29 protein-coding genes are annotated in these 26,091 nt (G+C 71.3%); 6 read left to right on the top strand and 23 right to left on the bottom strand.

What is annotated here, in order from left to right:
• Positions 1 to 53: 53 nt before the first annotated feature.
• Genes IEY87_RS30220 through IEY87_RS30185 form a run of 8 tightly spaced genes read right to left on the bottom strand, consistent with a single transcriptional unit; the run spans position 54 to position 8,273 of the window.
• The gene (locus IEY87_RS30220; RefSeq protein ID WP_189142210.1) at positions 54 to 929 is read right to left on the bottom strand and encodes a glycosyltransferase family 2 protein; all 876 of its coding nucleotides are present in this window, start codon (positions 927 to 929) and stop codon (positions 54 to 56) included.
• Entirely contained in the window at positions 916 to 2,364 is a 1,449-nt protein-coding gene (locus IEY87_RS30215) for an oligosaccharide flippase family protein (protein ID WP_225277382.1), read from the bottom strand. The genes IEY87_RS30220 and IEY87_RS30215 overlap by 14 nt, the downstream gene beginning before the upstream one ends.
• Complete coding sequence (locus tag IEY87_RS30210) at positions 2,361 to 3,356, bottom strand: hypothetical protein (RefSeq protein WP_189142209.1); 996 nt, start codon at positions 3,354 to 3,356, stop codon at positions 2,361 to 2,363. The genes IEY87_RS30215 and IEY87_RS30210 overlap by 4 nt, the downstream gene beginning before the upstream one ends.
• Positions 3,337 to 4,623, bottom strand: coding sequence for a DUF4910 domain-containing protein (locus IEY87_RS30205; protein ID WP_225277383.1), 1,287 nt, complete (start codon positions 4,621 to 4,623; stop codon positions 3,337 to 3,339). Before IEY87_RS30205 ends, IEY87_RS30210 begins: the two co-directional genes overlap by 20 nt.
• Positions 4,620 to 5,639, bottom strand: coding sequence for an NAD-dependent epimerase/dehydratase family protein (locus IEY87_RS30200; protein WP_189142208.1), 1,020 nt, complete (start codon positions 5,637 to 5,639; stop codon positions 4,620 to 4,622). Before IEY87_RS30200 ends, IEY87_RS30205 begins: the two co-directional genes overlap by 4 nt.
• A gap of 5 nt (positions 5,640 to 5,644) precedes the next feature.
• Positions 5,645 to 6,298 (bottom strand): PIG-L deacetylase family protein, encoded by a 654-nt coding sequence (locus IEY87_RS30195; protein WP_225277384.1) that lies wholly within the window; start codon positions 6,296 to 6,298, stop codon positions 5,645 to 5,647.
• Positions 6,295 to 7,074 carry a glycosyltransferase family protein gene (locus IEY87_RS30190; protein WP_189142207.1) on the bottom strand — a complete coding sequence of 260 codons (780 nt, stop codon included), beginning with the start codon at positions 7,072 to 7,074 and terminating at the stop codon, positions 6,295 to 6,297. Before IEY87_RS30190 ends, IEY87_RS30195 begins: the two co-directional genes overlap by 4 nt.
• The gene (locus IEY87_RS30185) at positions 7,071 to 8,273 is read right to left on the bottom strand and encodes a class I SAM-dependent methyltransferase (protein WP_189142206.1); all 1,203 of its coding nucleotides are present in this window, start codon (positions 8,271 to 8,273) and stop codon (positions 7,071 to 7,073) included. Before IEY87_RS30185 ends, IEY87_RS30190 begins: the two co-directional genes overlap by 4 nt.
• Positions 8,274 to 8,334: 61 nt before the next feature.
• Between IEY87_RS30185 and IEY87_RS30180 the strand changes: the two genes are divergently transcribed.
• The gene (locus IEY87_RS30180) at positions 8,335 to 8,913 is read left to right on the top strand and encodes a dTDP-4-dehydrorhamnose 3,5-epimerase family protein (protein WP_189142205.1); all 579 of its coding nucleotides are present in this window, start codon (positions 8,335 to 8,337) and stop codon (positions 8,911 to 8,913) included.
• Here the strand turns inward: IEY87_RS30180 and rfbD are convergent.
• From rfbD to IEY87_RS30130, 10 genes are all read right to left on the bottom strand, one after another.
• Positions 8,895 to 9,758, bottom strand: coding sequence for a dTDP-4-dehydrorhamnose reductase (rfbD, locus tag IEY87_RS30175; protein ID WP_189142204.1), 864 nt, complete (start codon positions 9,756 to 9,758; stop codon positions 8,895 to 8,897). The genes IEY87_RS30180 and rfbD overlap by 19 nt on opposite strands.
• Positions 9,755 to 10,684 carry a dTDP-glucose 4,6-dehydratase gene (gene rfbB / locus IEY87_RS30170; protein ID WP_189142203.1) on the bottom strand — a complete coding sequence of 310 codons (930 nt, stop codon included), beginning with the start codon at positions 10,682 to 10,684 and terminating at the stop codon, positions 9,755 to 9,757. The genes rfbD and rfbB overlap by 4 nt, the downstream gene beginning before the upstream one ends.
• On the bottom strand, positions 10,681 to 11,748 hold the full coding sequence (locus IEY87_RS30165; RefSeq protein ID WP_189142202.1) for a glucose-1-phosphate thymidylyltransferase: 1,068 nt from the start codon (positions 11,746 to 11,748) through the stop codon (positions 10,681 to 10,683). Before IEY87_RS30165 ends, rfbB begins: the two co-directional genes overlap by 4 nt.
• A gap of 2 nt (positions 11,749 to 11,750) precedes the next feature.
• A complete protein-coding gene (locus tag IEY87_RS30160) occupies positions 11,751 to 13,196 on the bottom strand; it encodes a sugar transferase (RefSeq protein ID WP_189142201.1) in 1,446 nt (481 codons plus the stop codon).
• A gap of 262 nt (positions 13,197 to 13,458) precedes the next feature.
• Complete coding sequence (locus tag IEY87_RS30155; protein ID WP_189142200.1) at positions 13,459 to 13,809, bottom strand: hypothetical protein; 351 nt, start codon at positions 13,807 to 13,809, stop codon at positions 13,459 to 13,461.
• Positions 13,810 to 13,869: 60 nt separating this feature from the next.
• A complete protein-coding gene (locus tag IEY87_RS30150; RefSeq protein ID WP_189142199.1) occupies positions 13,870 to 14,502 on the bottom strand; it encodes a GntR family transcriptional regulator in 633 nt (210 codons plus the stop codon).
• Between the two features lie 10 nt (positions 14,503 to 14,512).
• The gene (locus IEY87_RS30145) at positions 14,513 to 15,493 is read right to left on the bottom strand and encodes a DMT family transporter (RefSeq protein WP_189142198.1); all 981 of its coding nucleotides are present in this window, start codon (positions 15,491 to 15,493) and stop codon (positions 14,513 to 14,515) included.
• An 18-nt stretch (positions 15,494 to 15,511) separates the two neighbouring features.
• Positions 15,512 to 15,889, bottom strand: a complete 378-nt coding sequence (locus IEY87_RS30140; protein ID WP_189142197.1) for a hypothetical protein — start codon at positions 15,887 to 15,889, stop codon at positions 15,512 to 15,514.
• Between the two features lie 158 nt (positions 15,890 to 16,047).
• The gene (locus tag IEY87_RS30135) at positions 16,048 to 16,533 is read right to left on the bottom strand and encodes a GNAT family N-acetyltransferase (RefSeq protein WP_189142196.1); all 486 of its coding nucleotides are present in this window, start codon (positions 16,531 to 16,533) and stop codon (positions 16,048 to 16,050) included.
• The gene (locus tag IEY87_RS30130) at positions 16,533 to 16,892 is read right to left on the bottom strand and encodes an MmcQ/YjbR family DNA-binding protein (RefSeq protein WP_189142195.1); all 360 of its coding nucleotides are present in this window, start codon (positions 16,890 to 16,892) and stop codon (positions 16,533 to 16,535) included. Before IEY87_RS30130 ends, IEY87_RS30135 begins: the two co-directional genes overlap by 1 nt.
• Positions 16,893 to 16,943: 51 nt before the next feature.
• On the opposite strand from IEY87_RS30130, the gene IEY87_RS30125 reads away from it, so the two are divergent.
• Both IEY87_RS30125 and IEY87_RS30120 read left to right on the top strand, forming a co-directional pair.
• Positions 16,944 to 17,375: a hypothetical protein gene (locus IEY87_RS30125; RefSeq protein WP_189142194.1), complete on the top strand. Its 432-nt coding sequence runs from the start codon at positions 16,944 to 16,946 to the stop codon at positions 17,373 to 17,375.
• Positions 17,376 to 17,463: 88 nt separating this feature from the next.
• On the top strand, positions 17,464 to 18,315 hold the full coding sequence (locus IEY87_RS30120) for a DUF72 domain-containing protein (protein WP_189142193.1): 852 nt from the start codon (positions 17,464 to 17,466) through the stop codon (positions 18,313 to 18,315).
• Here IEY87_RS30120 and IEY87_RS30115 read toward each other — a convergent pair.
• From IEY87_RS30115 to IEY87_RS30100, 4 genes are all read right to left on the bottom strand, one after another.
• Positions 18,302 to 19,459, bottom strand: a complete 1,158-nt coding sequence (locus tag IEY87_RS30115) for a Fic family protein (RefSeq protein WP_189142192.1) — start codon at positions 19,457 to 19,459, stop codon at positions 18,302 to 18,304. The two genes, IEY87_RS30120 and IEY87_RS30115, sit on opposite strands and share 14 nt — an antisense overlap.
• Positions 19,460 to 19,577: 118 nt before the next feature.
• Complete coding sequence (locus IEY87_RS30110; protein ID WP_189142191.1) at positions 19,578 to 20,738, bottom strand: serine hydrolase domain-containing protein; 1,161 nt, start codon at positions 20,736 to 20,738, stop codon at positions 19,578 to 19,580.
• A gap of 113 nt (positions 20,739 to 20,851) precedes the next feature.
• Positions 20,852 to 21,478, bottom strand: coding sequence for a response regulator (locus tag IEY87_RS30105; RefSeq protein WP_225277385.1), 627 nt, complete (start codon positions 21,476 to 21,478; stop codon positions 20,852 to 20,854).
• 15 nt (positions 21,479 to 21,493) lie between these two features.
• Positions 21,494 to 22,711, bottom strand: a complete 1,218-nt coding sequence (locus tag IEY87_RS30100; RefSeq protein ID WP_225277386.1) for a sensor histidine kinase — start codon at positions 22,709 to 22,711, stop codon at positions 21,494 to 21,496.
• A gap of 134 nt (positions 22,712 to 22,845) precedes the next feature.
• On the opposite strand from IEY87_RS30100, the gene IEY87_RS30095 reads away from it, so the two are divergent.
• The 3 genes from IEY87_RS30095 to IEY87_RS30085 all read left to right on the top strand — a co-directional run bounded on the left by IEY87_RS30095 (position 22,846) and on the right by IEY87_RS30085 (position 25,369).
• The gene (locus IEY87_RS30095; protein WP_225277387.1) at positions 22,846 to 23,433 is read left to right on the top strand and encodes a TetR/AcrR family transcriptional regulator; all 588 of its coding nucleotides are present in this window, start codon (positions 22,846 to 22,848) and stop codon (positions 23,431 to 23,433) included.
• Between the two features lie 140 nt (positions 23,434 to 23,573).
• The gene (locus IEY87_RS30090) at positions 23,574 to 24,707 is read left to right on the top strand and encodes a sensor histidine kinase (RefSeq protein WP_189142188.1); all 1,134 of its coding nucleotides are present in this window, start codon (positions 23,574 to 23,576) and stop codon (positions 24,705 to 24,707) included.
• A complete protein-coding gene (locus tag IEY87_RS30085) occupies positions 24,704 to 25,369 on the top strand; it encodes a response regulator (protein ID WP_189142187.1) in 666 nt (221 codons plus the stop codon). The genes IEY87_RS30090 and IEY87_RS30085 overlap by 4 nt, the downstream gene beginning before the upstream one ends.
• Here the strand turns inward: IEY87_RS30085 and IEY87_RS30080 are convergent.
• Positions 25,350 to 25,985, bottom strand: a complete 636-nt coding sequence (locus tag IEY87_RS30080; RefSeq protein WP_189142186.1) for a DUF2306 domain-containing protein — start codon at positions 25,983 to 25,985, stop codon at positions 25,350 to 25,352. The two genes, IEY87_RS30085 and IEY87_RS30080, sit on opposite strands and share 20 nt — an antisense overlap.
• Between the last annotated feature and the right edge of the window lie 106 nt (positions 25,986 to 26,091).

The raw sequence follows: 26,091 nt of genomic DNA, 5'->3' as shown, positions 1-26,091 counted from the left end.
GGTAACAGCGTGAAATCGGTACAAAGGGGTAATCGCACTGATCATCTGGCCTGTTACAGCAGGCGGACCATGGACAGGAGCTTGCGGCTGCGATGCGCCACGGTGCGCCGCTGCCGTCTGGCGTACATCTTCAGCACCTCCGCCCGCGCCCGGCGACGCTGGTCGTCGGTGAGCTCCGCGTTCCGCACCCAGGTCAGCAGCTCACGGCACTGCAGGGTGTTGGCCAGGCGCGACTGCCAGGAGGGCACGCCGAGCCGCCGGGCCACGCCGGAGATGCGCTCCAGCCGCCAGTTGCGGTGCGCGAGCACCTCCGGCACGTGCGCCCACGGCCCGGCGAGCGCGAGCTTGGCCGCGAACACCTCGTCCTCGCGCAGCATGTTGCGCCGGGGGATCCCGGTCGCGGGCCCGCGCCGCAGCAGCCCGTAGAGCGGGTCGATCGTCAGGTGGCTCTCGTTGAGCAGCCTGAGCATCTCGGCGAAGCGCGTCACCGGATCGTCCGCGTCCAGCCCGGTGCCGTCGTAGGCGGCGCTCCTGGCCACCCCGTCGGGCCCGGTGTAGGCGACCCCGGTGGTGACGAGGATGAGCCGCTCGTCCCTGGCGAACTCGGCCAGGGCGCGGGAGACGCAGGCCGGGTCGAGCCGGTCGTCGTCGCCGATCCAGCGGACGAAGGCGCCGCGCGAGATCTGGGCCGCGTGCCGGAAGTTGCCGAGCAGCCCGATGTTCTCCGGGTGCCGGTGGTAGACGATCCTCGGCTCGCTCGCCGCCAGGTCCCGGCAGAGCTCCTCGGTGCGGTCGGTGGAGGCGTTGTCGGAGATGACCAGCTCCAGGTGGGGATGGTCCTGGGCCAGGACGGACCGGATCACGCCCGCCAGCCGCTCCGCGCCGTCACGCACCGGCAGAGCGACCGAGACGAGGTCAGAGTCGGGCATGGGCTCTCCCTTGACGTAGGAGTCGCATGAGTACGGCACGCGGCACGGCGATCAGCGCGAACACCAGCAGCCCACCGCCGCCGGCGACGCACAGTTGCCCGAACGGCTGGTCGGTCACCGTGGCCAGGCCCGCCATGGTGACGCCCGCGACGGCGGCGCCCAGGACCGGCCGGGCCAGTCCGGCCGCGAACAGCCGGGGCGGCACGCCGGCCCGGCGCAGTGCCAGGCTCAGCATCGGCAGCGCCAGCACCAGCGCGATCACGGCGTGCGCGAGGGCCGCCCCCTGGATGCCGCCGTGGCGTGCCCCGACGAGCAGGGCGGGGACCAGCGCGACCGCCCAGCACAGGTTCACCCACATCGTCGCCCTCGTGTGACCGAGCGCGGCCAGGATGTCGGTGATCAGGATGTTCAGCATCCGCACGGCCATCACCACGGCCAGGAACCGCAGCACCTGGGCCGCCGGCAGCCAGTGCGGCTCGTACAGGAATCCCACCAGCGCGGGCGCGAGCGTGCCCATGAGCACCGCGATCGGCAGCACGATGGAGCCCAGCAGCGGGACCGCGCGCCGCACGCCCGCCTCGATGGCGGCGGGGCCCTCCTCGGCCAGCCGGGCGAAGCTCGGCAGCGCGACATAGCGGATGGCGGTGCCGATGATCCCGGGCACCCAGCCGGCGATGTTGAACGCGAGCAGGTAGAGGCCGAGCCGCTCGGGCCCGAGCACGTCCCCGACGAGCACGATGTCGACGTTGAGCAGCAGCCCCTCGACCCCGAACCCGACGCAGAGCGGCAGCCCGAAGCGGAGCAGCCGGGCGGCGAGCGCGCGGTCGAAGCCCACCGTGAACCGCACCCGGGCGAGCGCGACCACCAGCACGCCGGTGAGCGCGGCCCCGCCGAGCTGCCCCCAGGCGAAGCTGTAGGCGCCGGCGCCGCTCGCGGCCAGGCTGATGGAGATCGAGGCGTTGGCCGCGAACCCGGCGAGGTTGGCCCAGGCCAGCTTGTCCTGCTCGAACCCGCGCATCAGCGCGGCGCTGCGCACGGCGGTCAGGCCGTAGATCACGTTGGTGGCCATCAGGATCCGGATCACCCAGGTGGCGTCCTCGCTGCCGGCCATGCTCGCGTAGAACGGCGCGATCACCCAGAAGACGGCGTAGAGCGTGCAACTGGACGCGACGGCCACCACCGTGGCCGTCGGCGCCACCTCGGCCAGCTTGCCGCGCCACTGCACGGTGGAGGCGATCACCCCGGCGTCGTTGATGTGGATGACGAACTGGCTGACGGCGAGCGCGATCGCGAAGACGCCGAAGTCCTCGGGCACCAGCAGCCGGGCCAGGACCAGGCTCATCGCGAACGAGCCCGCCTTCATCACCAGGTTGCCGACCAGACTCCAGCGCAGGCCCCGACCGGCCTGGCGCTCGATCTCGCCGGTTTCGCTCACTCGACTCGCTCCAGCCAGATCTCCCGCCAGAACGGCACGAACTCGCGCGGGCAGTTGGCGTTGTAGACGCCCTCGCAGACCAGGTCGTCGAGGACGATGCAGGGGCTCTTCATGCTGAGCAGCAGGCCGGTCTTCTCATCCAGGCAGCGCTCGACCCGGGCCCGCACCCGGGCCGTCCGGCCGCAGTAGCGGGCCATCTCCTCCTCGAACCCCAGCCCTCGGTTGAGCAGGTCGTCGTTGAGCGTGGCCAGGATCTCGTCCTTGGACTTGATCCGGACCAGCTCGCCGGGCTTCAGGCCGAGTTCGGCGGTGGGCGTCATGCGGCCCGCCCGGCCCTCGACGAACCCCCAGCGCAGCCCCTTCCTGATCCACAGCCGGCGCGGCAGCACCTTCTTGCTCAGGTCCTGGAAGCGGTTGAACAGCCCGACCAGGAACGTACGCGCCACCTGGAGCGTCCCGGCGTTGCCGGTGCGCACGTCGGTGACGTACTGCCGGACGTCGCGGAACGGCAGGCAGGCGGGGGCGGCCCTGAGCAGCTCGGTGGCCTGGCAGGAGTAGGTGTCGACGCCGCTGCGGGTGTTGACCTCAAGCAGCGGCAACAGCCTGCGCTCCGGCTCGGGGGCCGGCTGCGGGATCGGCTCGGCAGCCGGCTCGGCGGCCGGCTCGGCGGTCGGCTCGGGGGTGTCCGGGTCCACCCGCTTGAGCCACGCCTCCTTCCAGTACAGCGAGCACGCGGTCTGACAGCCGCCGTGCGCCTCGCCGCCGCAGCGTGCCCCGGTCAGGTGCACGGCCCGTTCCATGCGCCGCATGCCGCTGCGGCTGATCGTGTCGCAGAGCTTGTGCGCCACCTTGTGCACGGTCATCCGCCGGCCGCAGAAGCGCAGCATCTCCGGCATGAACGGCAGGCTCTCCAGCTCTCCCCGCTCGTCCAGCGTGGCCAGGATCTCCTCCTCGCCGCGCACTTCGACCAGGTCACCGACCCGCAGGTTCATCCGCGCTCCCCACCCTTTTGAGCAGCCCCGCCCCCTCCAGCGCGGCGGCCGCCTCGGCCACCGCCGCGAAGGGCAGCCCCGACCGTTCGGCGACGTCGAGCAGGCTGTGCTCGCCGTCGGACTGGTTCAGCACCCACAACATCGCCAGCTGGGCCTGCTTGGTGTCGCTGCGGCCGCCGAGGGAGCCGTACAGGCCGCGCCTGCCGAGCTGCGGCTCGCCGTACGGACTGAGGTTCTGGTAGCGGCCGTCGCGCTCCAGCACGGTCACCGCCTCCCCCAGCGCCTCCAGCGTGCCGGCCAGCGCCCCGGGGGTGACGAAGCCCGGGTCGTCGCCGGAGGTGTGATACTCCGGGTAGCCCGCGTACGGAGTCCTGGTCAGGCTGCCGACCGGCAGGTCGAAGCCGGGCGAGCAATATTGCCGCTCGTCGTAGCCGTACGGCGAGAAGTCCACGATCGTGTGCGGCCGGTCCGCCAGGACGTGCGCCATCACCCTGTCGATGCCGGCGTCGCCGCGCCTGCTGCGCTTGTAGGTGAGGGCGCCCGGATCCCCGGCGCAGGCGAGCGTGAGCCCGGCCACGATCCGGCCGGTGCGTTCCCGGTTGCGCGCCAGCCAGGTGACCGCCCCGATCGTGCCGGGCGCGAACAGGAACCGGTAGGTCAGACGGGTCGAGTCCAGGCGGGCGGCGAGCGCGGTGGCCACGGCGATCCCGGCGAGGTTGTCGTTGGCCAGCGACGGGTGGCACACATGGCAGGAGATGAGCACCTCCTCGTCGCTCCGCCCGCGCACCACGTGCTCGGCGTACGTCAGGTGCCCGTCGGCGAGCGTGGCGTCGATCACCACCTCGTAGGGGCCCGCGCCGAGCCCGTCCAGCACCCGCTGACTGAGACAGAACCCCCACGTCTCGGCGTAGTAGCTCGTCCGGTACGGCACCAGGTCCGGCTGGCCGGGCAGCGTGTGCAGGTGCGGGCGCAGCTCGTCGAGCGTCATCGTGGCCGACACCGGCACGCTGTAGCCCACGACGTGCAGGTTGGACCGCCGGAAGTCCACCACCCTGGCCCCCGAGGGGTCCTTGATGTAGGCGTCGCGGATGTTCCACTCCCTCGGCACGGTCCAGTCCAGCACCTGCGTGCCCGTCGGCACCTCGTGCACGTCCAGCGGCAGGTGCTCGCCGACGATCTCCAGCGTCTGCCGTACACCGTCGCCGGTGATGGAGCGGCACAGCGGGTAGAGCCGCGCCACCAGGGCGTGCATCTCCTCCCCCGTCACGTCCGCAGCTCCGCCGAGACCGTGCCGGCCGCGCGCAGGTCGGCGAGCCGCGCCAGCCTGGTGAACCGCCGCTCGAAGTCGCGCCCGCCCAGCCCGTAGTCCCGATAGGCCTCCGCCAGCTCGACCGCCCCCGCCTTCACCGTCCACCGGGCGTGAAAGCCCGGCAGCGCGGCCCTGATGCGGGAGAAATCCACCTTGTACGACCGCGGATCCGCCCCCGTCTCACCGGTGATCACCACCTCGGAGCCGGGCACCGCCTCCACGACGTGCGCGGCGATCTCGGCGACCGTCAGGTTGTTCTGCTCCCAGCCGACGTTGAACGCCCTGGCGTGCACGGCCTCGCGCGGCGCGGCCAGCGTGGCGGCGAAGGCGTCGGCGATGTCGGCCGCGTGCACCAGCGGCCGCCACGGCGTGCCGTCCGACAGCACCCGCACCTGGCCGGTCAGGTGGGCGTGCCCGACCAGGTTGTTCAGCACGATGTCGGCCCGCAGCCGCGGCGAGAACCCGAACGCGGTGGCGTTGCGCAGGAACACCGGGGAGAAGTCGTCGTCGGCCAGCTCGACCAGGTCGTCCTCCACCCGGACCTTGGACACCGCGTACGGGGTCACCGGCCGTAACGGGGCGTCCTCGCCGAGCAGTTCGTCGCCCCCGGACGCGCCGTACACCGAGCAGGTGGAGGCGTACAGAAAGCGGCGCACGCCCGCCTCGCGGGCCAGTCGCGCCAGCCGGACCGAGGCGTGGTGGTTGATGGCGTAGGTCAGGTCGGGGGCCAGCGAGCCCAGCGGGTCGTTCGACAGCGCGGCCAGATGCACCACCGCGTCGACCCCCTCCAGCAGGGCCGCCGGCACCTCGCGCAGGTCCACCCGATGCCCCGGCGGATCGGCCGGCGCCGGCCCGAGCACGCAGTCGGCGAACAGCCCGCTGTCCAGGCCGATCACCTCGTGTCCGGCCACGGCGAGCACCGGCGCCAGCACGGAGCCCAGGTAGCCCTGGTGCCCGGTGAGGAGAACGCGCATGTCGATCAGCCTCCAGTCAGATCGATGATGAACTTGCGGGCGTAGAAGGCCTCGGCGTAGCGCGCGTGACATTCGATGCCGCGGATCCTGGCGAGCCCGAGGAACGCCTCCCGGTCGAACCAGGGACGCCGTCGCTGCGACGGGTAGTGCTCCCACAGCAGGGCGACCTTGCGCTCGGCGATGGCCAGGTCGAGCGGCTGGTAGGCGTTGGGGCGGCCGAGGTCGCCGTCCCACTTGGCGATCTCGTAGCCCAGCGTGAGGTGGTCGCGGAAGACCGTGGGCACCAGCTCGGCGAGCCCCCGGTGGTCCTGGTGGGCGTCGCCGGCGTGCGGCGCCAGGATCAGGTCGGGCACGCAGCGCAGGCGCAGGTCCTCCACCGCCTGCTTGGCCTGGTCCCAGTGCGCGGGCAGCCGCCCGTCGGGCAGCTTGCCCACGGTGACGCGCAGGTCCGCGCCGGGGCAGAAGGCGGCCAGCGCGGCCCGTTCCTCCGCCTCACGCTCGGACCCGGCACCCGACAGCACCAGGGCGTCCACCCGGACGCCGGGGTGGGCCGTGCACAGGGTCAGCAGGGTGCCGCCGGCGCCGATCGCCAGGTCGTCGCAGTGCGCGGCCACGGCGGCGATCCTGCTCAGTCCGCTGGGCAGCAGGTCGATCATCATGCGGCGGGCTCCCACAGCGCCCACGGCCGCTCGCCGCGCGCGTAGGCGCGGTCCAGCTCCACCCGCTGGTTCACGGTGTCGGTGGGCCGCCAGTAGCCCCGGTAGGGGTAGGCGAGCAGCCGGCCGCGCTTGGCGAGCTCTCTGCAGCCGTCCACGAGCAGGTCGCCGCCTTCGGGGATGTGGTCGAAGATCTCCTGGCGGAGCACGAAGTAGCCGCCGTTCACCCATAACGGCATCTCGGCCACCGCGGTGATCTGGCCGACCAGGCCGCCGTCGGCCACCTCGACGCAGTGGAAGGTGCCGGGCGGCGGGACCACCATCAGGGAGCCGCCCGCGTCCGCCCCGGCCAGCCGGTCGATCATGTCCGGCAGGGGCGCGTCGCTGAGCACGTCGGCGTAGTTGGCCAGGAAGATCTCGTCACCGTCGAGGTGGTCGCGGACACGGCGCAGCCGCTCGCCGATCGACGCCTCCACGCCGGTGTGCACGAACGAGATCGTCCAGTCGGAGATGTCGTTGGCCAGCAGCTCCACCTGGCCGCCCCGCAGCACGAAGTCGTTGGACGCGGTCTCCTCGTACCTGAGGAAGAAGTCCTTGATCTGATGCGCGCCGTAACCGAGACAGAGCACGAACTCCTTGTGCCCGAAGTGCGCGTAGTAGCGCATGACATGCCAGATCAGCGGCCTCGGGCCGACGAGCTGCATGGGCTTGGGCGCGTCCCCGGGCGCGCCGCTGCGCATCCGCGTGCCGAAGCCCCCGCAGAAGAGGACGACCTTCACACGACCTCCAGGTAAGGGATGGGGAAGACCAGCCGGCCGCCCCACTCATGGACGTAGGACAGCTGGCCGATCAGCTCGTCCCGCAGGTTCCAGGGCAGGACCAGGACATAGTCCGGCCGGTCGGCCGCGATCCGGGCCGGCTCCAGGACCGGGATGCGGGCGCCGGGGGTGAACCTGCCGTGCTTGTACGGGTTGCGGTCCACCGTGTAGGCGAGCAGGTCGGGCCGGACGCCGCAATGGTTGAGCAGCGTGTTGCCCTTGCCGGGCGCCCCGTAGCCCACCACGGTGCGGCCCTGTTCGGCCGCCCGGACCAGGAAGCCGAGCAGGTCCCGCCGGACCTTGGCGACCCGGGCCGCGAAGTCGATGTAGCCGGAGATCTCGTGCAGCCCGGCGGCCTTCTCCAGGGCCAGCACGTCGAGCACCCGCTGGGTCGGCGTGCCCGACGGCCGCGCCCACAGCCGGATCGAACCGCCATGGGTCGGCAGCAGCTCGACGTCCACCAGCGTCAGCCCGCCCGCGGCCAGCGCCCGCTGGGCCGAGGCGACCGTGTAGTACTGGAAGTGCTCGTGGTAGATGGTGTCGTACTGGTTCTGCTCGATCAGCGTGAGCAGGTGCTGCACCTCGATGGTGACCCACCCGTCGTCGGCCACCAGCGTGCGCAGCCCCTCGGTGAAGCCGACCACGTCCGGGATGTGCGCGTAGACGTTGTTGGCCACCACGTGGTCCGCCCTGCCGTGCTCCGCCGCCACCGCGCGGGCCGTCTCCGGGGTGAGGAAGGCCGTCAGCGTGGGCACCCCCTGCCGCCTGGCCGCCGCGCCCACGTTCACCGACGGCTCGATCCCCAGGCACCGCACGCCCCGTTCGACGACGTGCCGCAGCAGGTAGCCGTCATTGCTGGCCACCTCCACCACGAACGCGTCCCGCCCCAGCCGCAGCCCGGCCACGAACGTCCGCGCGTGCTCCACCCAGGAGGTGGAGTAGGAGGAGAAGTAGGCGTAGTCGGTGAAGGTGTCCTCAGGGGTGATCAGCGGCGGGAGTTGTGCCAGCCAGCACGAGGTGCACACGCGCAGATGCAGCGGGTAGGCGACCTCCGGCTCGTCGAGCCCGGCCGCGGTGAGGAACCGCTCGCAGGGCGGCGTGGCCCCCAGGTCCACCACCGAGGCCAGATCGCCCGAGCCGCACAGCCGGCAGATCGTCATTCACACACTCCAGACAAGTTGATATTTCGCTCCGGCACGCTCTGTCGTTACTGTGCGCGGCATGGATCCCCTCGGCATCGAGGGCGCGTGGTGTCACACCCCACGCGTCCACACCGACCCCCGTGGCGCCTTCCACGAGGCCTTCCGGGCCGCCGACCTGCCCCACGGGTTCGACCTCGCGCAGGTCAACAGCTCGGTCTCGCTACGGGGGGTGCTGCGCGGCGTGCACTTCGCCGACGTCCCTCCCGGCCAGGCCAAATACGTCATGTGCGCGTACGGGAGCGTCATGGACGTGGTCGTGGACCTGCGCGCCGGCTCGCCCACGTTCGGCCGGTGGGAGGCGGTGCCGCTGGACGACCAGGCGCACCGGGCCGTGCTGATCGCCGAAGGGCTCGGGCACGCGTTCATGGCGCTCAGCGAGCGGGCCACGGTCGTCTACCTGTGCTCGCGGCCCTACAATCCGGCCCGCGAGCACGGCGTGCACCCGCTCGACCCGGATCTCGGCATCGCCTGGCCGGGGGACGTCGAGCCGGTGCTGTCCGACAAGGACGCCACCGCGCCCACCCTCCAGGCCGCCCTCGCCGCCGGGCTGCTGCCGGACTACGACGCCTGCCTGCGCTTCTACACGACCCCCCACTGACGCCCCACCTCCCCACCCACCGCAAGCCCACTCAGCGTCGGCCAGGCGGCGTGCAGGGCCTCGCGCCAGTGGCGGATCGGCTCGCATCGGGTGCAGGCCAGCACGCCGCTGGCGGGCCGCCGGGCCGGGCGCGGGAAGGCCGTACCGGGCACCGGGCGCACCCGGCCGGGATCGGCGCCGAGCAGCTTAAAGACCTCGGTGGCCAGCCCGTGCCAGGTGGTCTCCCCCGCGCTGGTGCCGTGATAGACCCCCGGCGGCAGGCCGGAGCGCGCCAGCCTGACCAGGAAGGCGGCCAGGTCCGCGGACCAGGTGGGCTGGCCGCGCTGGTCGTCCACCACGTCCACGGTGGGGCGCGTACCGGCCAGCTCGATCATGGTGCGGACGAAGTTCGGCCCGCCCGCGCCGTACAGCCAGGCGGTGCGCACCACGTAGTGGCCCTGCTCCAGAGCCGCGCGCTCCCCGGCGAGCTTGGTCCGGCCGTAGGCGTTGACCGGCCCGGTGGGCGAGTCCTCGTGGTACGGCCGGCCGCTCTCGCCGTCGAAGACGTAGTCGGTGGACAGGTGCACCAGGCGCGCGCCTGCCCGGCGGCACACCTGCGCCAGCGGGCGCACCGCGTGACCGTTGATCTCCAGCGCCTCTGCCTCGCAGGTCTCCGCCGCGTCCACCGCCGTCCAGGCGGCACAGTTGATCACGACCTGGGGCCGGTGGCCGAGGACGGCGTCGCGCACCGCCCGGCCGTCGCACAGGTCCAGCTCGGACCTGCGGAGCGCGAGCACGGGCTCGCCGGTCAGCGCCGCCCTGACGTCGGCGGCCAGCATGCCGCCGCCGGTGATGAGCCACCTCATAGGCCGGCCCACCAGTCAGGGTGCTCCGCGTACCACCGGACGGTCTCCTTCAGCCCCTGCTCGAAGCTCACCCGCGGCTCGTAGCCGAGCGCGCGCAGCCTGCCGTCGTCGAGGGAGTAACGGCGGTCGTGGCCCTTACGGTCCTCGACCTGCTCCACCAGGTCCCAGCCCCGGCCGCACGCCTCCAGCAGGCGTCCGGTCAGCTCGTTGTTCGTCAGCTCCGCGGTGCCCGCGATGTGGTAGACGTCGCCCGGCAGGCCCTGCGCGGCCACCAGCCGGATGCCCGCGCAATGGTCCTCGACGTGGACCCAGTCACGCGTGTTGCCGCCGTCGCCGTACAACGGCACCTTCTCGCCCCGCAGCAGTCGCGTGACGAACAGCGGGATGATCTTCTCGGGATACTGCCGGGGGCCGTAGTTGTTGCCGCACCGGGTGATCGACACGTCCAGGCCGTACGTGATCGCGTACGAGCGCGCGATCAGATCCCCGCCGGCCTTGGCCGCCGCGTACGGCGAGCGGGGCCGGAGCGGGGCGGACTCGTTCCAGGAGCCGGTTTCGATCGAGCCGTACACCTCGTCGGTCGACACCTGGACGACCTTCGGCACCCCGGCGTCGAGGCAGGCCTGCAGCAACGTCTGGGTGCCCAGGACGTTCGTGCGCACGAACTCCGCCGCCCCGTCGATCGACCGGTCCACGTGCGACTCGGCCGCGAAGTTGACCACCAGGTCGTGTCCGGGCACCACCTCGCGCAACAGGTCGGGGTCGCAGATGTCGCCGTGCACGAACGTGTGCGGCACCCCGTCGAGGTTGGCCCGGTTGCCGGCGTAGGTGAGCTTGTCGAGCACCGTCACCTCCGCGTCCCGCAGGCCGTGCACGAAATGCGAGCCGATGAAGCCCGCGCCACCAGTGACCAGAATCGTCGTCATGAGCTGATTTGCACCTTGCTGTGATCGCCCAGCACGAGTCGGTGGGCTTTGGGAGTGTGCGGCGCCGGGGTCACCTCGACGTCGTGACCGATGAGAGAGGACTCGATCCGGCCGACGCCCGCGATGGACGCCCTGGGCAGCACGATGGAGTATTCGATCTCGCTGCCCGTGATGGCGCAGTCCGCGCCGATCGAGGTGTACGGGCCGATGTAGCTGTCGCGGATGACCGCGCCCGCGCCGATGATCGCCGGGCCGACCAGGCGCGAGCGCTCGACCACGGCGCCCGGCTCCACCAGGACCCGGCCGATCAGCGCGCTGGCGTCGTCCACCTGCCCGAACGTGCCGGTGTCCAACCGCTCCAGCACCATCCGGTTGACCTCCAGCATGTCGGTCACGTTGCCGGTGTCCTTCCAGTAGCCGGTGATCACCGAGGATTCCACCCGCAGGCCCGCCTCCAGCAGCCACTGCAGGGCGTCGGTGATCTCCAGCTCGCCCCGCCACGACGGCTTGAGCTCGGCCACCGCCGCGTGCACGGCAGGGCTGAAGAGATAGACGCCGACCAGCGCCAGATCGCTCTTGGGCCGGGCCGGCTTCTCCTCCAGGCCGATGACGCGGCCCTGCGCGTCGAGCTCGGCGACCCCGAACTGGCCGGGGTCGCCGACCTTGGTGAGCATGATCTGCGCGGCGGGCCGCTCCCGCGTGAAGCGCGCCACGACGTCCCCGATGCCGCCCACCACGAAGTTGTCCCCGAGATACATGACGAAGTCCTCGTCACCGAGGTAGTCGCGGGCGATCAGCACGCCGTGCGCCAGCCCGAGCGGCGCCTGCTGGCGCAGGTAGGTCACCTCCAGCCCGAACGCCGAGCCGTCGCCGACCGCCGCCTCGATCTCGGCCTGCGTGTCCCCCACCACCAGGCCGGCCTCCCTGATCCCGGCGGCCGCGATCGCCTCCAGGCCGTAGAAGAGCACCGGCTTGTTCGCGACGGGGACGAGCTGCTTGGCCGAGGTGTGCGTGATGGGTCGTAGCCGTGTGCCCGATCCCCCGGCGAGCACGAGTGCTTTCACCGTCAGTAAGCCCCTTCGCCACGGGTCACGACGGACCAGGTCTTCCAGAGGATCTGCAGGTCGAGGATGAGCGACCAGTTCTCCACATACCGCAGGTCGAGGCGTACGGACTCGTCCCAGGTGAGGTCGGAGCGGCCGCTCACCTGCCAGAGCCCGGTCATGCCGGGCTTGACGACCAGGCGGCGGCGCACGTCGGTGCGGTATTGAGCGACCTCCTCCGGCAGCGGCGGCCGGGGGCCGACCAGCGACATCTCGCCGCGGACGACGTTGAGCAGCTGGGGCAGCTCGTCCAGCGAGTAGCGGCGCAGGTAGGCGCCCACCCGGGTGATCCGTGGATCGTTCCGCATCTTGAACAGCACGCCGTCGAACTCGTTCGACTCGGCCAGCGCCCCCTTGAGCCGTTCGGCGTCCACCACCATGGTGCGGAACTTCACCAGCGGGAACGGCCGCCCCTCCCTGCCGACGCGCGTCTGGCGGAACAGCGCGGGCCCCGGGCTGGTGAGCCGGATCAGCGCCACGATCGCCAGCAGCGGCAGCGCCAGCACGAGCAGCGCCGTAACGGCGACCAGCCGGTCGAACACGGTCTTGACGAACCGCCGGACGCCGCCGAACTCCGGATGCTCGACGTGCAGCAACGGCATCCCGGCCACCGGGCGGATGCTGATGCGCGGACCGGCCACGTCCATCAGGGCAGGAGCCACGAACAGGTCGGTCCGGTCGGTCTCCAGGCTCCAGGCGAGCCGGCGCAGCGCCGCCCCGTCGAGCTCCGGGCAGGCCAGCACCGCCACGGCGTCCGCGCGGGTCCGCTCCACCACGTCGGCGACGTCGTCGAAGGTGCCCAGGACCTCGATCCCGTCCAGGTCGGCGTCCATCCCGTCCGGCGGCAGGCACGCTCCCACCACCCGCATCCCGTGGTACGGCTGGCGGCGGAACTGCATCACCAGGTCGAGAACCGATTCCCGGTGCCCGACCGCGATGACCTGGCGCAGATATTCGCCGGCCGCTCTCCTGCGGTGCAGTCGTTTACGCATCTTGTAGCGGTAGTAAAGGGTGGCCAGGAGCGCCAGGGGCAGCATCGCCATCACGAAACTCCGCGCGATAGCGGTCTGCGTGGCATAGGCGCCGATGGCGACGGCGGCCATCAGTCCCGCCCCGCCGTTGAAGACCGCCTTGAACTCCTCGGTGCCCTCGCCGTTCGCGCGCTGGTGGTAGGCGCCGCCGAGCATGAGCGCGAGCGGCCAGGCGAGCACCAGGCCGAGGCCCAGGAGAAACTCGGCCAACGGGATGTAGATCCCGTACAGCAGCCGGACGCCGAGCACGCACACACAGGCGAGCAGCACGCAGGCCGTGTCGCCGCCCAGCAGAAGGCGCAGGTACGCACGCGTCCAGATGCTCGACGCATGACGCGGCACGGCCTCCAGGAGCACGACAGCGGACTCCACCCTCATAGCACCACCCTGTTAAATCCGTGCACGGCTTTAACATGACGTTCCTTGCATCGCACAGGTTGACAACAACCCATGCAAGGGCGGCGGCCCCCACTAAAGAGTAAAGATCAGTCCCGAGATGGGGAACATTCGCTTCCTGTCCACAATCGGACGACATCGGCCCTTTTCAAGGCTTGACGGAACGATCCAAAAGTGATGCGTTCATTGCGGAAATCTCGCTGTTTAGCGCTATATTTCGGCATGTTTTGGCGGGGCTCGCCGGCTAGTCGTACTCCAGGTCCGGCAGGGCAGACGGGGGATCCGGGCTGCGCCACACGACCACGACACCGTCGTGCGCCGAATCGGCCGCCAGCGTCAAACGGTCCAGATCGAAATCCGGCAAATAGCGCAAGCGCGCCAGGAAGGTCGCGTCGGTGGCCGACCGCGGCACCACGCACCCCTCGCCGTCCCGGTCCAGCAGAATGAACAGGACGTCGGCCTCGTCTTCGGTCACTACCCGGACCTCGACGACGTCCTCCCACGCGAGCGCCTCGACGCTCCCGTCCGCGTAGTGACGGGTCACGCCCTCTTCCGTGACATACACGTAGGAGTCCGGCATCGGGTTGCCGTGCATGGCCGCGATTCTTGCGAGTAGTGGGGTTGCACCGCAAGGGTTCACGCACACAGGGGCAGGCTACGGGTGAGTGTCTCCGCCCCAGGAGTGGCCGAGATGGGCCGCCACGGCCTTCCGCGCGGCCTGCGCCGGGCCGTTCGCGATGGCGTCCAGCAACTCCCGATGCTCGCGAACCAGCACGTCCAGGTCCTCGTAGACCCGGCGCAGCCGGACCAGCCCGAGCCTGGTCTCGGCGGCCAGCGAGCCGTAGAGCCGCTCCAGCCGGGGGCTGCCGACCGCCTCGATCAGCGCCTGGTGCAGCGCCATGTGCTCGGCCACCGAATCCGACCACGGCGCGTCCGCGCCCAGCGCGGCCATCCGCGCCAGCGCCGCCTCCGCCTCCGGCACCCGCCGGCCCGCCACCGTCTGGGCCATCAGGTCCTCCAGCGGGCGGCGTACGTACATGAGGTCGTCCAGGTCGGCGAGGGTCACCTCGGGAACGTAGGCGCTGCGGTTGCGCTCGCGCCTGAGCAGCCCTTCGTGCACCAGCCGGGCCAGCGCCTCGCGGACCGTCGGCCTGGCCACGCCGTACGCCGCGGCGATCTCCTGCTCGGGCAGCGGCGTGCCGGGCTCGATCTCACCGGAGAGCACCCTGCGGCGCAACGCGTCGGCCAGCGCGCCGACGGCGGACAGGGGTTGGATCGGCACCGTCACGGCTGAGACTCTAACGCTCCACGGCCGGGCCGCGGCCTTGCGGACTGCGGCTCGGCGCTGCTCCGACGCCGGAAGGCGGCCCGCTGTCCGCCACTCCGACGCCGGAAGGCGGCCGGCTGTCCGCCGCTTCGACGGCAGCCCGCCGGGCGCCGCGCTCCGGCAGCGCCACGACCACCAGGCTCACGGCCAGCAGGGCCAGGCCCGCGATCGAGACCGGGGCCAGCCGCTCGCCGAGCACCACCAGGCCCAGCAGCGCGGCCACCGCGGGCTCGGCCAGCGCCAGCGTCGCGGCGGTGGCCACCGGGGTGGACCGCAGGCCCCTGCCGTACAGGACGTAGGACAGGGCGGTGGCGCCGAAGCCGAGGTAGAGGGCGGCGAGCAGGCCGCGCGGCTCGGCGAGCCAGCCCACGCCCTGCCAGAGCAGGACCGGCAGCATGATGACGGCGGCGCCGCCGAACAGCACGCCCATCACCGCGCCGGACGGCGCGCCGGCCGAGATCGCCCGTGCCGCGCTGACCGCGTAGAAGGCGTACAGCAGCCCGCCGAGCAGGGCGATCAGCACCCCGGACACCAGCTGCCCGCCCGCCTGAGCGCCGCCGCCGGCGATCAGCGCCACGCATCCCGCGACGGCCGCCGAGGTGGCCAGGGCCCATCGGGCGCTCGGCCGCTGCCGGTGCATCGTCCAGGAGAGCAGCCCGGTGAAGACCGGGCCGCTGCCGATCGCGACGACCGTGCCGATGGCCACCCCCGTGCGGGCCACGGCGGCGAAAAAGCACAGTTGGTACGCCGCCACCGCGACCGCGGCGAGCACCAGGCCGGGACGGAGCACCCGGCCGATCCCCGCGCCCGCGAACAGCGCCAGCGCGGCCCCGCCGATGACCAGCCTGGCCGCCGCCAGTGCCACGGAGTCGGCGGAGACGAGCAGCCCAGCGGTGCCGGCCGTGCCCCACAGCACGGCGGCGGCCACGATCGCGAAAGGTCCGTTCCTCATACCTACATTGTCTGACAACTAGACGATTTCGTCCAATAGTTGGTCGAGCAGCCGGGCGGCGGGCTGAGCCAGCTCGGCCGCGTACTCCTCCAGGACCGCCAGCCCGTCGTGGACGCCGGGCGTGCGATGGCGGGGCAGCTCCAGCAGCACCTCGCCCTCCACCGTGACCGAACCGTCGACGTGGAAGGCGTTTCCGGAGGCGGCGATGGAGACCTCGAAGGTCAGCTCCCGGCCGTCCGGCAGGACGAACGCGGTGCCGGTGCGCGCCCCGGCGGGCGGGAGAAAGAAGGAGAACGGCCGGCTGCGCGCGAAGGGATGGCGTAACTCGGCGAGAATCCCCGTCGCCCGGCTCAGCGCCGCCAGCAGCGCGGCCGCGGCTGCGCTCTCGCCGTCCACCTCAGCAGGGTAGATCAGCGAGTCAGCCGATGGCCAGGCGCGCGTGCCACCCGACGTCGTAGATCAGCGGCCCATCGGGCGTGCCGCTCGACAGCGGTAGATCAGCCGGTCAGTCGGCGGCCAAGCGGGCGGGCCGCCCGACGTCGTAGATCAGCGGGTCAGTCGGTGGCCAGGCGGGCGTGGCGTTCGACGTCGTAGCGGATGCCGTCGTAGTGCAGCCTGCCCCGCTCCACGCCCTCCGGCCGGAAGCCCGCCTTGGTGGCCACCCGGCACGAGGCCGCGTTGTCGACCCGGTGACCCAGCTCCAGCCGGTAGAGGCCGCGCTCGCCGAACGCCCACCGGGCCAACTCCTCGGTCGCCGCCACGGCGATGCCGCGCCCCCTGGCCTCGGGCACCGTCCAGTAGGAGACCCAGCCGTTCTCGTGGGCGTCGATGTCGGTCACCGCGACATTGCCGACGACCTCGCCGCCGAGGGTGACAGCGAACGCGTGCCCCACCTCGGCCCAGCTGGCGATCCAGCCGACCGCGTCCTTGAGCGTGACGACCGGCCAGGCGGCCTGCCTGCTCATGTCGGGCGAGCTGAAGGCCCGCAGCACCACGGGGGCGTCGTCGGCACGCCACGCACGTAGTCGTACATTTCTCATTACTGACCGATTTTATGGGCCTCCTCGAATGCGGCCACCAGGGACTTGGGCGCGGTCAGGCACCACGCCTCCGCCGTCAGCTCGAACAGCTCGTCCATCTCGATCCGAGCGAGGTGCACCACCACCCAGCCGAACCGGCCGGCGGTGAACTGGATCTCGAACACCTCGGGCCGCTCGGCCACCAGCGCCAACTGCTCCTCGATGGTCGCCTTGAGCCCGACCGTCTCGGTCTCCTCCCACAGGTAGCCGAAGCCCTTGTCGTGCACCTTGAGCGCGACCCAGCTGCCGCCGCCGTCGCTCATCCGCACCTCGGGCAGGCTGTCCAGCAGCTCGAGGAACTCTTCGACGCTCACTCCCATGCCCCCCTGTGTACCAAACCCGGCCGACATTTCCGCGCCTATGATCAACCTGTGGTCAGCGAAGAGGTCACACGGATGCCCGCCCCGCTGCGCGCAGCCAGGGTGATCATGGCGCTCCAGTTCGTCCTCGGGCTGGTGGGGCTCATCTTCGGGTGGCTGGGGACCGCATCCGCGCTCGGCATGAACGTCTCGGGCGGCCTTCCTCTGGCCGGGCTCATGGTGTTCCTGACCGCGACCTTGGCGTTACAGGCCTGGCTGATGGGGCGCCTGGACAGCCGGATGCGCTGGGTCCGCCGGGCGGTGCTGGGCTTCGAGGTCCTCGTGATCAGCACTGATGTGATCATGGGAGCGCTGGACCCAGGGCTCACCGTCCGTTCGTTCCTCGTCATCCTGCCCCTGCCGACGATCGTCATCGTCCTGCTCCTCCTCCCGTCCTCCGGCACCTGGTTCGACCGTCCTCACGGCAGCAACAACCTGCGATAAAGGCCCCACGGTACGAACACCGCCTCGCCCACGAGCAGCACCTTCTCTCCGACCCTGGGACGGACCATCCTCCGGTAGCGTCGAGGCCATGCGGCTTCACGTGGGATGCGCGATGTGGACGCACCCGTCATGGCAGGGCCGCCTCCTGCCCCATCCACTCCCTCCCGGCGAGCGCCTGCGGTCCTACGCGACCTGGTGCAACGCGGTCGAAGGCAACACCACCTTCTACGCCACCCCCGCCAAGAGCACGGTGGAGACCTGGGCGGAGCAGGTGTCCCCCGACTTCCGCTTCGTGGTCAAGCTGCCCAAGCCCATCACCCACGAGCGCCGCCTCACCGGCATCGATGACCCACTCCGCGCCTTCCTGGAAGCGATCGAGCCACTCGGCCCCCGAGCCCACGCCCTCTGGGTCCAGCTACCGGGCTCCTTCGCCCCGACGGACCTCGGCACCCTGGCCGGCTTCCTCCGCCGGCTGCCGAGCGCCTACAGCTACGCCGTCGAGGTACGCCACCGCGCCTTCTTCGACGACCCCCGCTCGGCCCAGCTGCTCGAAAGAATCCTGACGACCGCCGGCGCCGAGTGGGTCCCGTTCGACACCACCGCCTTCTTCCAGAGCCCACCGACCAGCGACGCCGAACGAGACGCCTGGACGAAGAAGCCCCGCGTCCCCCGCCGCTCCTCGGCCCTCACCGACCGTCCGATCGTCCGCTACCTGGGCCGGGACGCCACCGACCGCACCGTCGAGGGCTGGCAGCCCTGGCTCGACACGGTCACCGACTGGCTTCGCGAAGGCCGCTCCCCCACCGTCTTCATCCACACCCCGGACAACGCCGATGCCCTGACCCTCGCCCGCCGCTTCCACGCCGACGTCCGCTCCCGCCTCCCCGAACTCGCCCCCCTCCCGGACCCCCTCCCCACCGAGCCCCTCACCCTCTTCTGACGCTCCTACGACTCCCGTACGGCTCGGCATAGGGCTGTGCGGACTGCCTGACGGACTCGAGGACGGGCCGCATGGCGGGTCCCGCCACGTAGTAGCGCCCCCGGGCCTGCCCCTGCGGGCTCAACCAGTCCAGCCGGCACATCTCCCTGATATCGCGCACCGCCTGCTGGGGGCTGAGCTCCGCATCCTGCTGATAGACGGTTCGCCGGACCCGCGACTCCCAGAAGGCGGGCAGCAGAGCGAAGACGGTCCGCTCGTCAAGGCCATCGGCGACGGCCGCTTCCGTCAGCGCGGCCCATGCCCGGCTCAGCAACTCGACCCTGCGCTGAGCCTGCTGGGCCTGCAGGTGGTGAGCACGCAGACAGAACGTGATCCATCCGTGTGTCCCTCGGCGAGGACTCCACTCGGCATCGCCCACCTCCCCAAGGATCTGGTAGTAGGCGTACGTGTTCTGCCCCCTGCCGAGCCACTCCTCGATGGAGGAGAACTCCGGGGGAAGCAAGGCCTCCCTGGCGAAGACCAAGGTGGACAGCGCCCGCGACATCCTCCCGTTCCCGTCCGCCCAAGGGTGGATCTTCACGAGATTCAGGTGCGCCATCGAGGCCCGGACATGGACGGGAACGTCCACATCCCCTTCGTTCAGCCACTGGATCAGCTCACTCATGAGCCCGGCCACCAGCTTGTGATCCGGCCCGGTATACGCCGCGACGGCGGGATCATCGGGACTGGTGACATAGACCGGTCCCTGCCTGAGGCGACCTGGCCGTTTGTTGCGATGATGCTCCTGAATCATGAAGTGCAGGCCGTTCAGCAGCCCCAGGTCGTAGCGGAACTCCCCGCCGGCGTCGGAGAGCGCCTGAATATAGGTCATCGCCCGCTGGTAACTCTCCACCTCTCGTCGAGTGACGTCACTGGTCTCCAAAGGCGCCTCTCCGGCCATGAGCGCCTCCACATCCTCCACCGACGCCGCATAACCCTCGATCGTGTTGGAGCCGACTATGGCCCTGGCGGTGAGGCTTCTGCGCAACTGCTTCGTCCACCGCTCCTGAGGACGCAGATGCAAGCGGAGTCGATGCCGGATCTGCTCGATCTCGTCGACTACGCGGAGGTCGGCACTGCTCAACTTCGGCGTCCCATAAAGCATGACTTGATGACACCAGCATCATGTCATCAAGTCAAACATGCTTGGCCACGGCGAAGCCCGGAACGGCGGGCGGTCGCGGACGTGGCCGGTGGGGGTCACGTCCGCGGGTGCGGTGGGGTCAGCTGTCGGCGCACAGGGCGCTGTCCACGGTGGCGAGCACCGCGTTGCCGGCGGCCTCGGACTGCGGCAGGGAGGTCACGATGACCGTGACCGCGCGGCCGTCGGGGGTGACGGCGTCGCGGGTCTCGTAGCCGTGGATGTCGCCACCGTGGCCGATCGCGGTGCCGCCGCAGCTGAGCTTCATCTTGATCAAGCCCAGCCCGTACCGCCAGTTCCAGGTCGGCGGGAAGGTGGTCTTGACCGTCGTGGTCATCTCCTTGAACTGCTTCGGCTTGAGCAGCTTGCCGTCCTGGAGGCCGACGAGGAAGCGGTTGAGGTCGCTGGGGGTGGCGACGAGCTGTCCGGCGGCCCCGCCCCAGGACGGGTCCATCTTGGTGTAGTCCAGCAGCGGCTTCTTCGGCCCGACGGAGAGGTAGCCGTGGGGGTGGGGGTCGCGCAGGGTCTCCACGCCCTTGCCGGGCCAGTAGGTCTCCTCCAGGCCCAGCTTGTCGATGACCCGCTTCTCCACCAGCCGGGAGATCGACTGTCCGGTGACCTTCTCAGCGACCATTCCGGCCAGGATGTAACCCGTGTTGCTGTACGCCCACTTCGTGCCGGGCGCGAAGGACGCCTTCTTCGCCAGGGCTATGTCGACCAGCCGGCGCTCGGAGAAGGTGGTGTGCCGGATCTTCTGGTAGTCCGGGATGAGGTCGGTGTAGTTCGGCAGGCCGGCGGTGTGCTGCAGCAGCTGCCGCGTGGTGATCTTCCGGCCGTCGATGCCCTTGCCGCGCACCAGCTTGGGCAGATACCTCTCGACCGGCGCGTCCAGCTTCACCTTGCCCTCCCCGGCGAGCTGGAGCAGGACCACCGCGGTGAACATCTTGCTGGCGCTGCCGATGCGGCCGTAGCCGTCGACCGGCACTTCCGCCTTCGTCTTCAGGCTCGCGACCCCGGCGACATAGTCGGTGGTGTTCCCGTCGGCGTCACGCACCGAAGCCATCACGCCGGGGAACTTGTGCTTGTTCACCAGCTTGTCCAGGCTCTTCTGCACCGGGTCGGTCTTCGCCGACGCGGTGGCCGGCAGACCGCCCAGGACCAGACCGGTCATCGCGGCGACCGCGGCCGCGGCCAGGACGCCACGCCGGAGGGTGCGGGCGGGGGCTTCGACGAGCTTGGACATGGGGATCACTCCCTGACTGGGGGGCTTTACTCTGACGCTGACAAGCATCACGCCGGACCCCGGCCGGGATCGATCCCGCAGCCTGAACAGAAGGAGTACCGCTGGCACTACCGTCAACCGTCAGCCCCCGGCTTGAGCAGGCCGATGTCGTACGCCGCCGCGACCGCGGCCGCCCGGTCCTTCACCCCGAGCTTGCCGAACAGGTGCAGCAGGTGCGTCTTGACCGTCGCCTCGGTGATGAACAGCCGCGCGGCCACGTCACGATTGGTCGCGCCCCGGGCGATGAGCCCGAGGACTTCGAGCTCCCGGCGGCTCAGCGTCCGCCGTTCCGGCTCCCGCGACCGCTGCGCCAGCACGCCGGTCACGGACGGGGACAGCACCGTCTCGCCACGGGCCGCCGCCTGTACGGCGCGGCGCAGGTCGGCGCGCGGGGTGTCCTTGAGGAGATAGCCGGTGGCGCCCTGGTCGATCGCGGGCAGCACGTCGGCGTCGTCGTCGAACGTGGTCAGCACCAGGATGTGGATGCCGGGAGTCTGCTCGCGGAGCCGGCGGATGACCTCCGCGCCGCTCATCTTGGGCATCCGCAGGTCCATGAGCACCACGTCGGGCGCGGTCCGCAGGGCCACGACCAGCGCCTCCGGTCCGTCGGCAGCCTCCCCGACGACCTCGAAGGCGTCGTCACCGGTGAAGATCCCGCGCAGCCCGTCCCGTACCACTGGATGGTCATCGACAATGATCATGCGAATGGGCATGGCTCACCTCAGGTCTTCGGCGGACGGATCGGGCGGGATGGCCGGAATGCTGGCGGAGATCGCGGTGCCCTGACCGGGGGCGGCCTCGATCGCCAGGTCGCCGGCCAGCCGGGTGACACGCTGACGCATCGCGACGAGCCCGAAGCCACCGGCGTCGGAGGGCCCGGTCGCCCCGGGGACGAATCCGCGGCCGTCATCCCGTACGTCAAGAACGACGACATCCTCCATGTACGACAGCGTGAGGCCGACGCGGGAGGCGTCGGCGTGCTTGCCGGCGTTGGCCAGCGCCTCCTGCGCGGTGCGCAGCAACGTGCTCTCCACCCCGACGTGCAGCGGCCGGGGGTCGCCGGTCACGGCGAAGGCGGCGGGCGTGCCGGTCGCCCGCGACCAGGTCGCCGCGACGTCCGCCAGGGCGGCGGGCAGCTGTGCCGCCGCCAGCGGAGCGGGGCGTAACGCCTGCATCGATCGGCGCGCCTCGTTCAGGCTGTCCCCGGCCAGCGTGCGCATCGTGGCCAGCCGCGCGCCGAGCACGGGATCGCCGACCGCGCCGTCGATGGCTTCGAGCTGGGTGATGATGCCGGTCAACCCCTGCGCGACGGTGTCGTGGAACTCCCTCGCCATCCGCTGCCGCTCCCCCAGCACACCGGCCTCACGGGCCCGGGTGAGGAGCTGGGCCTGCAGGTCCGCGTTCTCCGCCGCGAGCGCGGCCAGCTCGGCGCTGGTCCGGCGAAGCTGCTCGATCATCACCTTGCGCTGGTCGTTCTGCTGGGAGATGGTACGGACCGACAGCCCGGCCGTGGCGGCGACCAGCGTCGCGACGAGGAACGAGAAGAGCATCTGCCCCGGCGCCCGCCCCTCGGGCACCACCACCAGCACCGCGGCCGTCGCCGCCACCCCCGCGTACGCCCACCATCCCGGCAGCACGGTGAAAGCCAGGATGAACGCCCCCACCCCGGTCACCGAGAACACCCCGTCGATCCTGACCAGCGCCCCGACGAAGCCGAGCAGCCCGACGAAGTAGCCGGCCCGGGCCCACGGCCGCTCGCCCCAGCCGGGCTGCCGGCCCACCATGAACCAGTGCCAGGCCGCGGCCGACAGCGCCAGAACCAGCAGCTCCACCCGCCACTCGCGCAGCAGGGCGAAGACCGAGGGCAGCAGGATGAACAGGTAGGGCACCGCGGGCCGGGCGCGATCCCAGCGCGGGACGTCGCCGCTCACCATGGGCGGGTCCCGCCTGCGACGCCGTCGGCGACCATGACGCCAGCCTAACCGGAGGCGCCACGACCGCCGGTCCACCGAACGAAGCAGTGTGTAGCCTTGGCCTGGCGAGCGATGTTCGATCGAAGGAGAGCTTGGTGTCCCAGTCCGGGCACGTGCCGGTCCGGAGCAAGCGGGCCGACGCGGTGCGCAACCGCCAGGCGCTGCTCGCCGCCGCCGCCGCGGTGTTCGTCACCTCCGGCGTCGACGCGCCGATCCGGGAGATCGCGGCCAGAGCCGGCGTCGGGATGGGGACGATCTACCGACATTTCGCGACTCGGGCGGATCTCGTGGTGGCCGTCTACCGCCACCAGGTCGAGGCCTGCGCCGAGGCCGGCCCGACCCTGCTGGCCACCGCCGACTCTCCGTTCGCGGCACTGCGTCAGTGGGTGGACCTCTTCGTCGGCTTCCTGGTCACCAAGCACGGGCTCGCCAACGCGCTGCGATCGGACAGCAGCGGCTACAACGCGCTGCACACCTACTTCCTCGACCGCCTGGTGCCCGTCCTCGCCCAGTTGCTCGACGCCGCGGTCGACGCCGGCGAGATCAGCCCCGGCACCCAGGCTTACGAGCTGATGCGCGGCATCGGCAACCTGTGCGCCGGAGGCGACAGCGACCCGCACTACGAGCCCCGCCGCATGGTCGCACTGCTCCTCGCGGGCCTCCAGCGCCCCCAACCCTCCTGACACCCCGCGCGGCGAGCTCTCACAAGCCATCTTGACGCCTCGCCTCCGGGGCTTCGAAGTACGGGCGGGCTCTCGTAAGTCGTCGTGACGTCTCGCCTCCGGGGCTTCGAGGGGCGGGCGGGCTCTCGTACGATGAGGGGGTGCGCAGGCTCATCCGCTCCGTGTGGAACGAGCCCCGTCCCCCCGACCCGCCCGCGCGGGTGTGGCGCGACTGGGTGCTCGCCGGCGTGCTCGTGGCGGTCGCGGTGCTCGAAGCGGTTGTGCGGCCGGATCTGCCGTGGCGGGCGGTCGCGGTGACGCTCACCATCGGGCTGGTGCCCACGGTGCTGTGGCGGCGCACCAGGCCGCTGCTGATGATCGTGATCATCTTCGCCGCCACGGGCCTGGCCCCGCTGCTCACCGGCGGTGCCGCCGCCGAGATGTACACGATGGCGTACATGTTGATCTTGGTGTATGCGCTGTTCCGATGGGGGTCCGGGCGGTCGGCCGTGATCGGGTTATCGATCATGCTCGGCTCGGTGTCCCTCTCGATCCTCCTCGGGCGGCTCGCCGTCTCCGGCGTGATCGCCGCGTTCGCCGTCATGTCCGCGGCCATCGCGCTGGGGGTGGCGCTGCGGTTCCGGGCCAGGGCGCGGCTGCGCGAGCTCGACCAGGTCAAGCTGCTCGAACGCGAGCAACTGGCACGCGACCTGCACGACACCGTCGCCCACCACATCTCGGCCATGGCGATCCGGGCCCAGGCGGGCCTGGCGACCTCGGCCGCGCGGCCGGACGCCGCGGCCGACGCGCTGCACGTGATCGAGGCCGAGGCGGCGCGCGCGCTGGACGAGATGCGCGCCATGGTCCGCGTCCTGCGCCAGGACCAGCCGGCCGACCTGGAGCCCGGCCGCGGCATCGCCGATCTCGAACAGCTCTCGAGCCACAGCGCGTCCGGCCCCGACGTCCATGTGGAGATCTCCGGCGATCTCCACGACCTGCCCCCGTCGGTCGGGTCCGCGCTCTACCGCCTCGCCCAGGAGTCGATCACCAACGCCCGGCGGCACGCGCGGCACGCCACCCGCATCGAGGTCCGCGTCGCCGCCGACGACACCTCGGTGCATCTGCGGGTGAGCGACGACGGCGAGAGCAGTCTCGTACGCCGGCCGCCCGGCTACGGCCTCATCGGCATGATGGAACGCGCCGACCTGCTCGGCGGCACCTGTACGGCCGGTCCCGGCCCCAATCGCGGCTGGACCGTGACCGCCGTGCTGCCCCGCGCGGGAGCGGCGACATGAGCGTCCGGGTGCTCGTCGCCGACGACCAGGAGATCGTCCGCACCGGACTGGTGATGATCCTGGACGCCCAGCCGGACATCGAGGTCATCGGCGAGGCCGCCGACGGGCGGCGGGCCGTGGAGCTGGCGCGGCGGCTGCGCCCGGACGTGTGCCTGTTCGACATCCGGATGCCCGGCCTCGACGGGATCGCGGCCACCCGTTCCCTCGCCGGGCCGGACGTCGCCGACCCGCTCGCCGTCGTCGTCATCACCACGTTCGACCTCGACGAGTACGTCTACGCCGCGCTGCGGGCCGGTGCCCGGGGCTTCCTGCTCAAGAACGCCGGCGCCCGGCAACTGTCCGAGGCGATCCACGCCGCCGCCAACGGCGACGCGCTCATCGCCCCGAGCATCACCGCCCGCCTGCTCGGGGCCTTCGCCCGTACCGGCCCGGCAGCACCGCCGGTGCGGCCCATCGAGGCGCTCACCGACCGGGAGGAGCAGATCCTGGTGACCGTGGCGCGCGGGCGGACCAACGGCGAGATCGCCGGCGACCTGCACATCTCGCTCAGCACGGTCAAAACCCACATCGCCAGCCTGATGGCCAAGCTCGGCGCCCGCAACCGCGTCGAGATCGCCATGTGGGCGTACGAGACCAACCGGGTCAAGAACTCCGCCGAATGATCCATTCGGCCACGACGACGTTGATCACCCAGCCGGCGCCCATGAGCAGCCCCTTGGCGAACTCGTCGGGGGTGCCGACGAGCGCGAAATAGGGCGCGTGGGTCAGCGCCTGGGTGCCCGCGCCCAGGCCGATCGCGTAGCCACGGATCATCCAGGCGCGGTGCCGGGCGAAGTCCCGCCGCCGGATCGCGGCCAGGCCGAGGACGATGGCGACCACCATGGCCGTGCCGAACACGAGCCGGAAGGCCGCCACGAGCGCGCCGTCACTCTCCGGGAGGGCGTAGAAGAAGCTCATCCACAGCCCGCTGAGCGCCGCGACCAGCCCGCAGGGAGCCAGCACCCGCCCGGCGACGCGATGCCAGCTCCGCCTCCGGCGCAGCCGGGGCACGAACTGGAACGCCCCCAGCACGCTGTAGAGGGTCACGGTGATGATGTGCAGCACCACCGGCACCGGCGAGGCGAAGAACCGCGCGTTGTCCGGCGTGATCTCCGCGCCGCCGGTCAGCTCGGCCATGCGGATGCCACCGGCGAGCACGGGCACGAGGCTGAGCGCGATCAGCGCGGCGGGCACCGGCCACTGCGCCCGGGGGCGAGCCGCCGCAATCTTGTCTGTCATGCCCCGATCGTGAAGGCTGAGTCGATGGCGAATCATCAGCGCAACGGCCCGACTTGAGCCGGCCGATCGTCCGCCAATCAGGCGTACTTTCGGCCGATGACCTCCT

The organism is Nonomuraea glycinis (genome assembly GCF_014646515.1).
GTDB classification, from domain to species: domain Bacteria; phylum Actinomycetota; class Actinomycetes; order Streptosporangiales; family Streptosporangiaceae; genus Nonomuraea; species Nonomuraea glycinis.
This window is presented reverse-complemented; position numbering and strand designations above follow the sequence as displayed.

Bases quoted from the DNA above. Each gene is read 5' to 3' on its own strand.
- IEY87_RS30220 (WP_189142210.1), bottom strand. From the start codon at position 929: ATGCCCGACTCTGACCTCGTCTCGGTCGCTCTGCCGGTGCGTGACGGC.
- IEY87_RS30210 (WP_189142209.1), bottom strand. From the start codon at position 3,356: ATGAACCTGCGGGTCGGTGACCTGGTCGAAGTGCGCGGCGAGGAGGAG.
- IEY87_RS30200 (WP_189142208.1), bottom strand. From the start codon at position 5,639: ATGCGCGTTCTCCTCACCGGGCACCAGGGCTACCTGGGCTCCGTGCTG.
- IEY87_RS30195 (WP_225277384.1), bottom strand. From the start codon at position 6,298: ATGATGATCGACCTGCTGCCCAGCGGACTGAGCAGGATCGCCGCCGTG.
- IEY87_RS30185 (WP_189142206.1), bottom strand. From the start codon at position 8,273: ATGACGATCTGCCGGCTGTGCGGCTCGGGCGATCTGGCCTCGGTGGTG.
- IEY87_RS30180 (WP_189142205.1), top strand. From the start codon at position 8,335: ATGGATCCCCTCGGCATCGAGGGCGCGTGGTGTCACACCCCACGCGTC.
- rfbD (WP_189142204.1), bottom strand. From the start codon at position 9,758: ATGAGGTGGCTCATCACCGGCGGCGGCATGCTGGCCGCCGACGTCAGG.
- rfbB (WP_189142203.1), bottom strand. From the start codon at position 10,684: ATGACGACGATTCTGGTCACTGGTGGCGCGGGCTTCATCGGCTCGCAT.
- IEY87_RS30160 (WP_189142201.1), bottom strand. From the start codon at position 13,196: ATGAGGGTGGAGTCCGCTGTCGTGCTCCTGGAGGCCGTGCCGCGTCAT.
- IEY87_RS30155 (WP_189142200.1), bottom strand. From the start codon at position 13,809: ATGCACGGCAACCCGATGCCGGACTCCTACGTGTATGTCACGGAAGAG.
- IEY87_RS30145 (WP_189142198.1), bottom strand. From the start codon at position 15,493: ATGAGGAACGGACCTTTCGCGATCGTGGCCGCCGCCGTGCTGTGGGGC.
- IEY87_RS30135 (WP_189142196.1), bottom strand. From the start codon at position 16,533: ATGAGAAATGTACGACTACGTGCGTGGCGTGCCGACGACGCCCCCGTG.
- IEY87_RS30130 (WP_189142195.1), bottom strand. From the start codon at position 16,892: ATGGGAGTGAGCGTCGAAGAGTTCCTCGAGCTGCTGGACAGCCTGCCC.
- IEY87_RS30120 (WP_189142193.1), top strand. From the start codon at position 17,464: ATGCGGCTTCACGTGGGATGCGCGATGTGGACGCACCCGTCATGGCAG.
- IEY87_RS30115 (WP_189142192.1), bottom strand. From the start codon at position 19,459: ATGCTTTATGGGACGCCGAAGTTGAGCAGTGCCGACCTCCGCGTAGTC.
- IEY87_RS30110 (WP_189142191.1), bottom strand. From the start codon at position 20,738: ATGTCCAAGCTCGTCGAAGCCCCCGCCCGCACCCTCCGGCGTGGCGTC.
- IEY87_RS30105 (WP_225277385.1), bottom strand. From the start codon at position 21,478: ATGATCATTGTCGATGACCATCCAGTGGTACGGGACGGGCTGCGCGGG.
- IEY87_RS30100 (WP_225277386.1), bottom strand. From the start codon at position 22,711: ATGGTGAGCGGCGACGTCCCGCGCTGGGATCGCGCCCGGCCCGCGGTG.
- IEY87_RS30085 (WP_189142187.1), top strand. From the start codon at position 24,704: ATGAGCGTCCGGGTGCTCGTCGCCGACGACCAGGAGATCGTCCGCACC.
- IEY87_RS30080 (WP_189142186.1), bottom strand. From the start codon at position 25,985: ATGACAGACAAGATTGCGGCGGCTCGCCCCCGGGCGCAGTGGCCGGTG.